Origin of the sequence: Xanthomonas sp. 3307, assembly GCF_014199735.1 — a bacterium.
GTDB lineage: Bacteria > Pseudomonadota > Gammaproteobacteria > Xanthomonadales > Xanthomonadaceae > Xanthomonas_A > Xanthomonas_A rydalmerensis.
The window spans coordinates 18,421-31,541 of sequence record NZ_JACHOG010000009.1; the positions used below are offsets into that span (position 1 = coordinate 18,421).

Annotated in this window: 11 protein-coding genes; 10 read left to right on the plus strand and 1 reads right to left on the minus strand. The window is 69.8% G+C overall.

Going from position 1 to position 13,121, the window contains the following annotated elements:
* Positions 1-26 precede the first annotated feature (26 nt).
* The 10 genes from rlmN (at position 27) to GGR64_RS17930 (ending at position 12,241) form a co-directional block, all read left to right on the plus strand.
* Positions 27-1,208 (plus strand): 23S rRNA (adenine(2503)-C(2))-methyltransferase RlmN, encoded by a 1,182-nt coding sequence (rlmN, locus tag GGR64_RS17885; protein ID WP_040901919.1) that lies wholly within the window; start codon positions 27-29, stop codon positions 1,206-1,208.
* 13 nt (positions 1,209-1,221) lie between these two features.
* Positions 1,222-2,013: a type IV pilus biogenesis/stability protein PilW gene (pilW, locus tag GGR64_RS17890; protein WP_184647672.1), complete on the plus strand. Its 792-nt coding sequence runs from the start codon at positions 1,222-1,224 to the stop codon at positions 2,011-2,013.
* Positions 2,010-2,882: a RodZ domain-containing protein gene (locus GGR64_RS17895; RefSeq protein WP_184647515.1), complete on the plus strand. Its 873-nt coding sequence runs from the start codon at positions 2,010-2,012 to the stop codon at positions 2,880-2,882. The genes pilW and GGR64_RS17895 overlap by 4 nt, the downstream gene beginning before the upstream one ends.
* A 64-nt stretch (positions 2,883-2,946) precedes the next feature.
* Positions 2,947-3,585: a tetratricopeptide repeat protein gene (locus GGR64_RS17900; protein WP_160969906.1), complete on the plus strand. Its 639-nt coding sequence runs from the start codon at positions 2,947-2,949 to the stop codon at positions 3,583-3,585.
* Positions 3,582-4,940 (plus strand): outer membrane protein assembly factor BamB, encoded by a 1,359-nt coding sequence (bamB, locus tag GGR64_RS17905; protein WP_184647674.1) that lies wholly within the window; start codon positions 3,582-3,584, stop codon positions 4,938-4,940. The genes GGR64_RS17900 and bamB overlap by 4 nt, the downstream gene beginning before the upstream one ends.
* A gap of 18 nt (positions 4,941-4,958) precedes the next feature.
* Positions 4,959-6,356 carry a ribosome biogenesis GTPase Der gene (der, locus tag GGR64_RS17910; protein WP_160969902.1) on the plus strand — a complete coding sequence of 466 codons (1,398 nt, stop codon included), beginning with the start codon at positions 4,959-4,961 and terminating at the stop codon, positions 6,354-6,356.
* A 7-nt stretch (positions 6,357-6,363) separates the two neighbouring features.
* Complete coding sequence (locus GGR64_RS17915) at positions 6,364-6,969, plus strand: molybdenum cofactor guanylyltransferase (RefSeq protein WP_184647517.1); 606 nt, start codon at positions 6,364-6,366, stop codon at positions 6,967-6,969.
* On the plus strand, positions 6,966-8,183 hold the full coding sequence (gene glp / locus GGR64_RS17920) for a gephyrin-like molybdotransferase Glp (protein ID WP_184647519.1): 1,218 nt from the start codon (positions 6,966-6,968) through the stop codon (positions 8,181-8,183). Before GGR64_RS17915 ends, glp begins: the two co-directional genes overlap by 4 nt.
* 51 nt (positions 8,184-8,234) lie before the next feature.
* Positions 8,235-9,371, plus strand: a complete 1,137-nt coding sequence (gene moeB / locus GGR64_RS17925; protein WP_184647521.1) for a molybdopterin-synthase adenylyltransferase MoeB — start codon at positions 8,235-8,237, stop codon at positions 9,369-9,371.
* A gap of 1,019 nt (positions 9,372-10,390) precedes the next feature.
* Entirely contained in the window at positions 10,391-12,241 is a 1,851-nt protein-coding gene (locus tag GGR64_RS17930; protein ID WP_184647523.1) for a monovalent cation:proton antiporter-2 (CPA2) family protein, read from the plus strand.
* Between the two features lie 105 nt (positions 12,242-12,346).
* On the opposite strand, the gene GGR64_RS17935 is transcribed toward GGR64_RS17930, so the two are convergent.
* A complete protein-coding gene (locus GGR64_RS17935; protein WP_184647525.1) occupies positions 12,347-13,120 on the minus strand; it encodes an alpha/beta fold hydrolase in 774 nt (257 codons plus the stop codon).
* Between the last annotated feature and the right edge of the window lies 1 nt (position 13,121).

The window sequence follows — 13,121 nt, forward strand, 5'->3', positions numbered from 1 at the left end:
TCGTGAACGAGGTCGTCCATCCTCCCTTGGCCATCGCCGATCCCGTGCGGACCGGCGCGGCGGCCAAGCAGAATCTGCTCGACCTCGATCGCGAGGGTCTGGAGCGTTTCTTCGCCGAGACCCTCGGCGAAGCGCGCTACCGTGCCCACCAGGTGATGAAGTGGATCCATCACCGCTACGTCACCGACTTCGACCAGATGACCGACCTCGGCAAGGCGCTGCGCGCCAAGCTGCAGCAGCATGCCGAGGTCGTCGTCCCCAACATCGTGTTCGACAAGCCCTCCGCCGATGGCACCCACAAGTGGTTGCTGGCGATGGGCGTGGACGGCAAGAACGCGATCGAGACCGTGTACATCCCCGACAAGACCCGCGGCACGCTGTGCGTGTCCTCGCAGGTCGGCTGCGGCCTCAACTGCACGTTCTGCTCCACCGCCACCCAGGGCTTCAACCGCAACCTGTCCACCGCCGAGATCATCGGCCAGGTATGGGTGGCGGCGCGGCATCTGGGCAACGTGCCGCACCAGATGCGCCGTCTCACCAACGTGGTGATGATGGGCATGGGCGAGCCGCTGATGAATTTCGACAACGTCGTGCGCGCGATGAGCGTGATGCGCGACGACCTGGGCTATGGCCTGGCCAACAAGCGCGTGACCCTGTCCACCTCGGGCCTGGTGCCGCAGATCGACCGGCTGTCCAGCGAAAGCGACGTGTCGCTGGCGGTGTCGCTGCACGCGCCCAACGACGCGCTGCGCGAGACCCTGGTCCCGCTCAACAAGAAGTACCCGATCGCCGAGCTGATGGCGGCCTGCGCGCGCTATCTGCGCGCCAACAAGCGCCGCGAGTCGGTGACCTTCGAGTACACCCTGATGAAGGGGATCAACGACCAGCCGGAGCATGCGCGGCAATTGGCGCGGCTGATGCGCCAGTTCGACAACGCGGTGCAGGCGTCGAACGCCGGCAAGGTCAACCTGATTCCGTTCAATCCGTTCCCGGGCACGCGCTACGAGCGCTCCGGCGAGACCGAGATCCGCGCGTTCCAGAAGATCCTGCTGGACGCGCAGGTGCTGACCATGGTGCGGCGCACGCGCGGCGACGACATCGATGCGGCCTGCGGGCAGCTCAAGGGGCAGGTCATGGACCGCACCCGCCGCCAGGCCGAGTTCAAGCGCGAATTGCAGACGCGGGCGGATCGGGATGCGGCGGCTTAGCCAAGGGCATTCCATCGCGGTGGTGGCGATTGCAGTGCTGGCCTTGCCGGGCTGCAACTGGATCGCCGCCAAGACCGGCACGGTGCGCACCGCCGAGCAGGTGCAGCCGAATTACTCGTTCCGCGACAACCGTGCGGTGAAGTCGCGCGTGGCCTTGCAGGAGCAACTCGGCCTGGCCGCCAACGGGCTGGCCTCCAACGACCTGGACGCGGCGCAGACGCACGCGCGCAAGGCGCTGGCGCTGGATCCCAGCTCGGTGGACGCGCTGACCGTACTGGCGGTGGTTGCCGATCGCCGTGGCGATGCCACGACCGCCGGCGGGTACTACCGCAAGGCCGCCGAACTGGCGCCGACCGACGGTGCGACCTTGAACAACTACGGCGCCTGGCTGTGCGCGAACGGATCGCCGGCCGAATCGCTGGCCTGGTTCGACCGCGCGCTTGCGCTCCAGGACTACGCCACCCCGGCCTCGGCACTGGCCAACGCCGGCGGCTGCGCGCTGCAGGTCGGCCAGCGCGAGCGCGGCGAACGCGATCTGCGCAAGGCGCTGGACCTGGATCCGGACAACGCGTTCGCACTGGAGGCGATGGCGCGCAACCAGGTCGCGCAAGGGCGCTTTTTCGAGGCGCGCGCCTTCTCCGAGCGGCGTCTGGCGGCTGCGCCTGCCACCGCTTCCGTGTTACAACTTGCTATTCAGATTGAGCAAAGGCTGGGCGACAAGGCTGCCGCCGGCCGTTACCAACAGCGGTTGCGCAAGGAGTTTCCCGACGCCGCGACCACGACACCCGGGGCTAGTGCATTGTGATCAGTGATTCCAATCCGAACGCTTTCGATCGCGCCAAAGGCTGCGGGCAACAGCTCCGCGAAGCGCGCGAAGCGGCGGGCCTGAGCATCGACGACGTCGGCAGCCGACTGCGCATGCCGCTGCATGTGGTGCAGGCGCTCGAGTCGGAGCAGTGGCAGCGCCTCGGCGCGCCGGTGTTCGTCCGCGGGCAGCTGCGCAGCTATGCGCGCCTGCTCGGTGTCGATCTTGAGCCGCTGCTGCAGACCGCGCAGATCGCGCCGGTGCAGCCGGTCGAATTGATCAGCCACACGCATACGCCGCCGCTGCGGCGCATGCTCGAGAGCGCCACGCGGCGCATGGTGTACGTGGTGATCACCGCCGGACTGGCGGTGCCGGTCTGGTACGCCACCCGCAGCCACTTCGCCGACGACAATGGCCCCAGCACCGCGTCGCTGGACGTGGTGCCGGGCGCGCCGGGCAATACCGCGGCCGCGCCGGCGGCGCCGGCCAATGGCGCCGCGTCGACGGTGCCGGCCGCGCCGGTGGCCGCACGGCCGGCGCCGAGCGCTGCGCCGTACATCGCCTCGCTGACGCCGATGCCGCGCCCGGCGGCGGAGCCGGAAAAGAACAGCCTGAGCCTGTCGTTCCAGGGCGACAGCTGGGTGCAGATCCTCGCGCCCGACGGCACGCCGGTGGAGAAGGCGCTGCTGAGGGCGGGCGAGACCCGCACCTATGCGCCGGGCCAGGTCGGGCGCGTGGTGCTGGGCAATGCCTCCGCGGTCCAGGTTCAGCATGCCGGGAGTACGGTGGATCTGACCCCGTTCAGGCGCGCGAACGTGGCGCGCTTTGCGGTATCCTCTGACGGTTCCGTGGTGCCCGCCTCCGAGTGACGGCGGCGCGGTTCCTCATCTTCAACATTTCATGTCCCGTCGCAGCGGCGGGGCGAGAGTACGCATGGCGATTGACGACCTGCTCGACGAGCACGAACAAAGCGAACGCGTCCGCACTTGGCTCAGGAAGAACGGCGCCGGCCTGATCGGCGGCATCGTCCTGGGCCTCGGCGCGATCATCGGCTGGCAGTGGTGGACCAAGCAGCGCTCCAGCGATCTGGCCCAGGCCAATGCCCGCTACGAAGCGGTGCTCAAGAGCATCCAGGCCAATCAGCTGGACAAGGCCGCCAAGGACATGGCCGAGCTGCAGCAGGGGTCGACCAACATCTACGCCGAACTGGCCGCGCTGCGCCTGGCCAAGGCGCAGGTCGATGCCGGCAAGTCCGATGCCGCGTTGACCACGCTGCGCGGGCTCAAGACCGACGGCGAAATGAAGGTGATGGTCGACCATCGCGTGGCGCGGCTGCTGATTTCCGGCGGCAAGCCGCAGGACGCGCTGCCGCTGGTGGCTTCGGCCACCGATTCGCAGGGCCTGGAAATTCGCGGCGATGCGCTGATCGCGCAGGGCAAGCGCGACGCGGCGCGTGACGCGTACGCCAAAGCGCTGACCAGCCTGGACGTGGCCTCGCCGCAGCGGCGCGTGGTCGAAACGAAATTGATGGATGCGGGCGGCAGCGTGCCGAATGCCGCGGAGCCGATCTGATGAAGGTAGTCATGTTCAAGCGTGTCGCCACCGTGGCCCTGCTGGGTCTGGCGTTGTCGGGCTGCACCACGGTCAAGGGCTGGTTCGCCGGCAAGGATGCGGCTGCCAAGAAGGCCGCCGAGCCGGCCGAACTGGTGAAGTTCACCCCGTCGGTGAAGGTGGTGAAGCTGTGGTCCACCGACGCCGGCAAGGGCGAGCGCCGCATCGGCGTGCGCCAGCACCCGGTGGTGGCCGACGGCAAGGTGTATGCGGCCGCGACCTCCGGCACGGTCTACGCGCTGGATCTGCAGACCGGCAAGACCATCTGGGAATACGACGCCAAGCAGGCGCGCAAGCAGAAGCTGGCGCAGGTCGAGGACCAGCCGAAGAGCCAGGTCGAGAGCGAGTCCGGCAAGAACCTGACCAAGGACGAGCGCGCCGCCTACAAGCAGCGCCTGCGCAACGAGAAGCAGCAGGCCAAGGAGCGCAAGCGGCTTGAGAAGAAGCGTCCGCTGCCGCGTTTCGCCGGCGGCCCGGGCGTGGGCGATGGCCTGGTGGTCGTCGGTGCGCTGGATGGCGAGGTGATCGCACTCGATGCCGCTACCGGCACCGAGAAGTGGCGCGCCAAGGTGCCCAACGAAGTGATCGCCGCGCCGGTGATCGCGCAGAACACGGTGTTCGTGCGCAGCAACGACGGCCGCACCACCGCTTTCGATGCCGCCACCGGCCAGCAGCGCTGGTTCAACGCGCAGGAACTGCCGAGCCTGACCGTGCGCGGCAACGCGCCGGTGGTGGCGGGTCCGGGCGTGCTGTTCATCGGCAACGACGACGGCACCCTGGCCGCGCTGGCGATGCAGGACGGCCGCGTGCTGTGGGAGCAGACCATCGGTGCGCCGGAAGGCCGCACCGAGCTGGAGCGCATGGCCGACGTCGACGGCGCCCCGGTGCTCGACGGCACCACGCTGTTCGCGACCAGCTTCAAGAACCAGACCGTAGCACTGGAAGGTCCGAGCGGCCGTCCGCTATGGAGCCGCGATCATGGCGGCGCCGGCGGCGTCGGCGTGAGCTCCGGCAACGTGGTGGTGGCCGACAACGCCGGCACCGTGTGGGCGCTGGACAAGGCCTCCGGATCGGCGATGTGGTCGCAGCCGGCGCTGGCGCGCCGTTCGCTGACCGGTGTGGCGATCCAGGGCGACTACGCCGTGGTCGGCGACTACAAGGGCTATCTGCACTGGCTCCGGCTCGACAACGGCGAGTTCGCCGCGCGCGAGCGGGTCGGGCGCCAGCCGCTGGTGGCGCAGCCGGTGGTCGCAGACGGAATTCTGCTGATGCAGAACACGAAAGGCGACCTGACCGCGTTCCGGTTGGGTCAATAACAAGAGAAGGATGTCGCGATGCTGCCGCTGGTCGCCCTGGTTGGACGGCCGAATGTCGGCAAGTCCACGCTGTTCAACGCGCTGACGCGCAGCCGTGACGCGCTGGTCCACGACCAGCCCGGCGTCACCCGCGATCGCCACTACGGGGTCTGCCGGCTGCAGCCGGAAACCCCGTTCGTGATCGTCGATACCGGCGGTATCTCCGGCGAAGAGGAAGGCCTGGCCGGTGCCACCGCCGAGCAGGCGCGCGCCGCGGCCGGCGAGGCCGATCTGATCCTGTTCGTGGTCGACGGCCGCGAGGGCTCGTCCTCGCTCGACGACGAGATCCTGGCCTGGCTGCGCAAGCTGGCGCGGCCGACCCTGCTGTTGATCAACAAGATCGACGGCACCGACGAGGACCAGGTGCGCGCCGAGTTCGCGCGCTACGGTCTCGGCGACGCCATCGCGGTTTCCGCCGCACACCGCCACGGCATCGACGACCTGCTCGAGGAAGTCCTGGAGCGGCTGCCCGAAGAGGGCGCCGGCGAAACCCTGGACACCGATCCGGCGCGCATGCGCATCGCCTTCGTCGGTCGCCCGAACGTCGGCAAGTCGACCCTGGTCAATCGCCTGCTGGGCGAGGAGCGCATGATCGCTTCCGAGGTTCCGGGCACCACCCGCGACTCGATCGCGGTGGACCTGGAGCGCGACGGCCGCCTGTACCGGCTGATCGACACCGCCGGCCTGCGTCGCCGCGGCCGCGTCGAGGAGGCGGTGGAGAAGTTCAGCGCGTTCAAGACGCTGCAGGCGATCGAGCAGTGCCAGGTGGCGGTGCTGATGCTCGATGCCGGCGAAGGCGTGACCGACCAGGACGCGACCGTGCTCGGCGCGATCCTCGATGCCGGCCGTGCCCTGGTGGTGGCGATCAACAAGTGGGACGGGCAGAGCGACTACCAGCGCGCGCAGGCGGAAGATCTGCTGTCGCGCAAGCTCGGCTTCGTGGCCTGGGCCGAGGCGGTGCGCATCTCCGCCAAGCATGGCTCGGGCATGCGCGAGCTGTTCCAGGCGATCCATCGCGCGCACGCCTCGGCGGTGCGCGAGTTCAGCACCAGCGAGGTGAACCAGGCGCTGGAAATCGCCTACGAAAGCAATCCGCCGCCGAGCATTCGCGGACATGTCTCCAAGCTGCGCTACGTGCATCCGGGCGGCAGCAATCCGCCGACCTTCATCGTCCACGGCACGCGCCTGAAGGTGCTGCCGGAATCGTACAAGCGCTACCTGGAGAACTTCTTCCGCAAGCGCTTCAAGCTGGTCGGCACGCCGGTGCGCTTCATGTTCCGCGAAGGCGCCAACCCGTACGAAGGCAAGAAGAACGTGCTGACCGAGCGCCAGATCGCCAAGAAGCGGCGCCTGATGAAGCACGTCCGCGGCAAGTAGCCGCACGATGGACCCGCAGCGCGCAATCACCCTCGGCATTCTCGCCGGTGGCCGCGCGCAGCGCCTGGGCGGATACGACAAGGCCTGGCTGCAACGCGGCGGGCAGGCGCAGGTGGAGTGGCTGGTACAGGCGCTGGCGCCGCGGGTGTCCGTGGTGCTGGTCAGCGCCAACCGCAGCTTGCCGCGCTACGCCGCCATTGGATTGAAGGCCGTGCCGGACCGCGTCGCGGCGCCGGCCGGGGCGGAGCGTTCGCTGGGGCCGATCGCCGGGCTGGATGCACTCGCCGCCGCCTGCGCCACGCCCTGGTTGCTGACCGTGCCGGTCGACCTGTGCGTGTTGCCGCCGGATCTGCCCGCAAAGCTGGCCGCAGCCGCTGAGGAGTGCGACGGTGCCTGGGTCGAGGATGCCGACGGCGCGCAGCCGCTGGTGGCGCTGTACCGGTTATCCGCGCTGCGCCCGGCGCTGGAGGAGGCGCTGGCGGCCGCCCGCTACGCGCCGCGGGCTTTGCAGCAGCGCCTGCGGATGGGGCCGATGGTGCTGCCGGAGATCGTGCTGGGCAACCTGAACACGCCGCAGGACCTGGCCGCAGCGGGTATCCTGCCGCCACCATGACCGACTATCCCTCCCGGATCGCCTACACCGACGCGTTGGCGATCGTCGCTGCCGCTGCGCGTGCCCGTCCCGTCAACAGCGAGCGCCTGGCGGCGTCGCGCGCCGATGGCCGCATCCTGCTGGAACCGCTGGATGCGCCGATCGACCTGCCGCCGTTCGCCAACAGCGCGATGGACGGTTTCGCGCTGCGCCATGCCGACCTGGCCCCTGGGGCGCCGACCGACTTGCGCCTGGCCGGCGAGCAGTTCGCCGGCGCCGATCGGCAGCAGGCACTCGCGCCCGGCGAATGCCTGCGCGTGACCACCGGTGCGCCACTGCCGGCCGGGGCGGATACGGTGGTGATCAAGGAGAACGTGCACGAGCACGATGGCGTGGTGCAGGTCCCGGCCGAGATCGCCGCCGGCGCGCACGTGCGGGCGCGCGGCGAGGACGTGCGTGCCGGCGAGCGCGTGCTCGAGGCCGGCATGCTGCTGACGCCCTCGCGCATCGGCCTGGCGGCGGCCTTGGGCATGGACCAGCTGACGGTGGCGGCGCGGCCGACCGTGGCGGTATTCGCCACCGGCGACGAACTGGTCGAGCCGGGCATGCCGCTGCAGCCGGGGCAGATCTACAACAGCAACCGCGACATGTTGATGGCGCAGCTGCGTCTGCTCGGCCTGGCGCCGACCGCCTGGCCGACCCTGCCGGACGATCCGCAGCGCATCCAGGCCATGCTCGCCGATGCGGCCTCGGCATTCGACGTGGTGCTGACCTGCGGCGGCGTCTCCGCCGGCGAGAAGGACTACCTGCCGCGGCTGCTGGCCGAGCATGGCCGCATCCTGTTCTGGAAGGTGCGCATGCGCCCGGGCATGCCGCTGCTGTTCGGCGAGTGGGATCGCGCCCTGTTCCTGGGCCTGCCGGGTAATCCGGTGTCGGTGCTGGCGACCTTCCTGGCGGTCGGGCGGCCCTTGCTGGATGCGCTGCAGCGTCGCAGCGAGCCGCACCGCGCCTGGCGCGCGCGGCTGGCGGCCGGCTGGGACAAGCGCCACGACCGGCTGGAGTTCCTGCGCGGACGCATGCGCTGCGATGCGCGCGGCCAGCTGTGGGCGGAGCCGAATCCCGCGGACGGCTCGCATCGCCTGCGCGGCGCCGCCGACAGCGACGTGCTGCTGCGGCTGGAGGAGGGCGCACGCCAGTTCCAGGCCGGCGACGTGGTCGAGGTGGTGCCGTACTGAACTGCGCCGCGCATGGCGGACGCGCGCCCGGTTTGCGCCGATAATGCGCGCATGGGCATTCGAGAACTGACCCCCGCACAGGCGCAGGCGCGGCAGGCGCAGGGCGCGCGCCTGATCGACATTCGCGAGGAGCACGAGCGCGCCACCGGCATGGCCAGCGGTGCGCAGGGCGTGGCGCGCGCGCAGTTGCAGGCCGATCCGGCCGCCTATCTTGGCGCCGACACCGAGGTGCTGCTGATCTGCCAGAGCGGCAAACGCTCGCACGACACCGCCGTGTTCCTGGAGCGGGCCGGCTACACGCAGGTCGCCTCGGTGCTGGGCGGTACGACGCGCTGGCAGCGCGAGGGCTTGCCGCTGCAGCGGCCGCCGCTGGCGCCGGAGCAGGAGGACTTCTTCGATCGCTATTCGCGGCATCTGCGCCTGCCCGAAGTCGGGGTCGACGGCCAGCGCCGGCTGCAGGCCGCGCGCGTGCTGCTGGTCGGCGCCGGCGGCCTGGGCTCGCCGGCTGGCTTCTACCTGGCCGCGGCCGGGGTGGGGCAGTTGCGCATCGCCGATGACGACGTGGTCGAGCGCAGCAACCTGCAGCGGCAGATCCTGCACGGCGACGCGCGGATCGGCCAGGCCAAGGTGGACTCGGCCGCGGCGAGCCTGGTCGCGTTGAACCCGGGCGTGCGGGTGGAGGCGGTGCGCGAGCGGGTCACCGCGGACAACGTCGAGCGGCTGCTGCAGGACGTGGACGTGGTGCTGGACGGTTCGGACAATTTCCCTGCGCGTTACCTGCTCAACGATGCCTGCGTGAAGCTGGGCAAGCCGCTGGTGTATGGCGCGGTGCAGCGTTTCGAGGGCCAGGTCAGCGTGTTCGACGCCGGCCGCCGGCGCGGGCAGGCGCCGTGCTACCGCTGCCTGTTCCCGGAGCCGCCGCCGCCGGAATTCGCGCCGAACTGTGCCGACGCCGGCGTCCTCGGCGTGCTGCCCGGCATCGTCGGCCTGCTGCAGGCCAACGAAGTCTTGAAGCTGCTGCTCGAGATCGGCGAGCCGCTGCGCGGTCGCCTGCTGCACTTCGACGCACTGGCGATGCGCTTCCGCGAAACCCGCCTGTCCGCCGATCCGCAGTGTCCGCTGTGTGCGCCGGAGCGGCCGTTTCCTGGCTATATCGACTACGCGCAGTTCTGTGGTGCTGAGGGTTAGCTGCCACTAGGTGTCGCTTTTCGCGGCGGCGCCCGTACCCTCATCGGCCCCTTCGGGGCACCTTCTCCCGGTGGGAGAAGGGCGCGAGGACTCGATGGCTGAAGCAGTGCCGTGCACGCTTTAAGCCCCTCTCCCCCGGGAGAGGGGTTGGGGTGAAGGTACGGCGCGAAGCGCACTCGTGGTGCCAGCCTGCAGTAGGTGTCGGTGTGTGCGGCGGCACCCGCACCCTCATCCGCCCCTTCGGGACACCTTCTCCCGGTGGGAGAAGGGGAAGCGGGTCTAGGTGGCTGAAGCAGTGCCGTGCACGCTTTAAGCCCCTCTCCCCCCGGGAGAGGGGTTGGGGTGAGGGTACGGCGCGAAGCGCACTCGTGGTGCCAGCCTGCAGCAGGTGTCGCTGTGCGCGGCGGCACCCGCACCCTCATCCGCCCCTTAGGGACACCTTCTCCCGGTGGGAGAAGGGAGGCGCGGTCTCGATGGCTGAAGCGGCGTCGCGACGCTTAAGCCCCTCTCCCTCCGGGAGAGGGGTTGGGGTGAGGGTAGGGCGCGCAGCGCCTCGCGATGCCAAGCCACACTAGCGTCGCTGTGCGCGACGGCACCCGCACCCTCATCCGCCCCTGCGGGGCACCTTCTCCCGGTGGGAGAAGGGAAGCGAGGTCTCGATGGCTGAAGCAGCGCTGTGCATGCTCAAGCCCCTCTCCCCACGGGAGAGGGGTTGGGGGTGAGGGTACGGCGCGAAGCGCACTCGTGGTGCCAGCCTGCAGTAGGTGTCGCTGTTCGCGGCGGCACCCGCACCCTCATCCGCCCCTTAGGGACACCTTCTCCCGGTGGGAGAAGGGAAACAGGTTCCTGGTGGGAAAAGGAAGGTGTGCTCTGCGCGTTGATCGCACGATCGACATTGGCCGGCAATCGACCGCCTGCATGTCTCAGGCGACGCATGGTGCGCGCAGCACGCAGTGCGCCGCGTCTCATGTCGCATCCCGCTCCATAGGGATGCTCGGCGGTGTGCGTAGAATCAGCGCATGACCAGTCCAGCCGACAGCAGCGAATTGATCAAGGTGGTGGCGCTGCTCGGCGCGGCCGTGGTGGCGGTGCCGGTGTTCCGCCGGCTCGGCCTGGGCTCGGTGCTCGGCTATCTCGCCGCGGGTCTTGCGATCGGGCCGTTCGGCCTGGGCTGGTTTTCCGATCCGCAGGCGATCCTGCACGTCGCCGAACTGGGCGTGGTCATGTTCCTGTTCGTGATCGGCCTGGAAATGCGGCCCTCGCACCTGTGGAGCCTGCGCAAGCAGATCTTCGGTCTGGGCACTGCGCAGATCATCGTCTGCGCCAGCGTGCTGACCGGCGTCGGCCTGGCCCTCGGCTTCCCGCTGCCGGTGGCTTTCATCGCCGCCTCCGGCTTCGTGCTGACCTCCACCGCGGTGGTGATGCAGTTGCTCGGCGAGCGCGGCGACATCGCCTTGCCGGCCGGGCAGAAGATCGTCGCGATCCTGCTGTTCGAGGACCTGTTGATCGTGCCGCTGCTGGCGGTGGTGGCGTGGATGGCACCGGTGCCGGCGGATGCGTCGGCGCCGTCGCGCTGGATCGGCATCGGTGTTGGCGCCGCGGCGATCGTCGGCCTGCTGGCGGCCGGGCGCTGGCTGCTGAACCCGCTGTTCCGGCTGCTGGCGGCGGCCAAGGCGCGCGAGGTGATGACCGCGGCGGCCTTGCTGGTGGTGCTGGGCGCCGCGCTGCTGATGCAACTCGGCGGGCTGTCGATGGCGATGGGCGCGTTCCTGGCCGGCGTACTGCTGTCCGAATCGACCTTCCGTCACCAGATCGAAGCCGACATCGAACCGTTCCGCGGCATCCTGCTGGGGCTGTTCTTCCTCGGCGTCGGCATGGCGCTGAACCTGGCAGTGGTGGCGGCCAACTGGACGCTGATCCTCAGCGGCGTGCTCGCCTTCATGGCTGCCAAGGCCGCGTGCATCTACCTGGTCGCGCGGCTCACCGGCAGCGGCCACGCGCAGGCGCTGGATCGTGGCGTGCTGATGGCGCAGGGCGGCGAGTTCGCCTTCGTGCTGTTTGCCGCCGCCAGCGGCGCCGGCGTCATCGATGCGCAGATCAACGCCAACCTGACCGCCATCGTGGTGCTGTCGATGGCGCTGACCCCGTTGTTCGTGCTGCTGTACCGGCGCTGGGCGCCGGTGGAAGTGCCCTCCATGGAAGGCGTGGACGCGGCCGACGGCCTCACCGGCAGCGTGTTGATCATCGGTTTCGGCCGCTTCGGCCAGGTCGCCAGCCAGTCGCTGCTGGCACGCGACGTGGACGTGACCATCATCGACAACGACATCGAGATGATCCAGAGCGCGGCCAAGTTCGGCTTCAAGATCTACTACGGCGACGGCACGCGCCTGGACGTGCTGCACGCGTCCGGCGCGCACAGCGCTCGCGCCATCGCGGTGTGCGTCGACAACCGCGAGGCGGCCAACCGCATCGTCGAGCTGGCCACGCATGAGTTCCCGCACGCCAAGCTGCTGGTGCGCTCCTACGACCGCGAGCATGCGCTGGAATTGATCGCCGCCGGCGTCGACTATCACATTCGCGAGACCTTCGAATCGGCGGTCGAGTTCGGCCAGGCCGCGCTGGTCGAACTGGGTATGGACGAGAGCGAGGCGCGCTCCATCGCCCGCGAGATCCGCCGCCGCGATGCCGAGCGACTGGAACTGGAGGTCGCTGCCGGCGACGTGCGTGCCGGCAGGGGCCTGATGTACGGCAACATCACCCCGGTGGTGCCGACGCCCACCCCGTTCACGCCGCCGCGGCGCGAGAGCCGCACGCTGAATCCGGAAGGCGTGCCGGTGACCGAACCTGTGCAGGAGCGTGACGGCACTTAGCCGCCATCGTTGGCGGGAGTTGTACGAGCGGCTTCAGCCGCGACAGTGCCTTCCCGGGAACGCCTGGTCGCGGCTAAAGCCGCTCCTACGACAGGCGCCCAAGTCTCAGCGCAAGAACGCTTGCAGCGCCTGCACGTAGCCAGGATCGTCGCTGATGTCGTTATGGTCGGCCTGCGCGAAGGCGACCACGGTCGGGCGCTGCGGCAGGGCCTTGAGCAGCGCATCGGTGCTGGCCGGCGGCACCACCTGGTCGTGGCCGGCACGCAGCACCAGCAGCGGGCCACGATAGCCGCGCAAGGCGGTGGCCGAGTCGTAGCGATCGCGCAGCAGCCAGCGCACCGGGACCCACGGATAGTGCGCCTGTGCCGCCGAGACCAGGCTGTCGAATGGCGTCACCAGCACCAGCCGCGACACCGCGCGGCGCGCCGCCAGCTGGCTGGCCACGCCGCTGCCCAGGCTGCGCCCGAGCACCGCGATCTGTGCCTGCGGCTGCGCGGCGCGCACATGGTCGTACAGCGCCACGGCGTCGCCGACCAGTGCGGTCTCGCTGGGTGTGCCATCGCTGGCGCCGTAGCCGCGATACGCGAGCAGGTAGAGGCTGTGGCCGGGCAGGGCGGCCTGCAACTGCGCGCGTGCCGAACGCAGGTCCTCGGCATTGCCGCCGAAGTACAGCAGCACCTTGTCGCGGCCGGGAGTGACCTGCCAGCCGCGCACCTGTACGTCCGCACCGCGTCGCAGCGCGAAGTCGGTCTGCGCCGGCGCCACCCGCGTGCCCTGCGGGAAATACAGCAGGTCGCGCTGGCCCCGGTAGAGCAGGGCGCAGACGCTCAGATAGGCGATGGCGAGGACGGCGAGGGCAATGGCGGCGTAGCGCAGCATC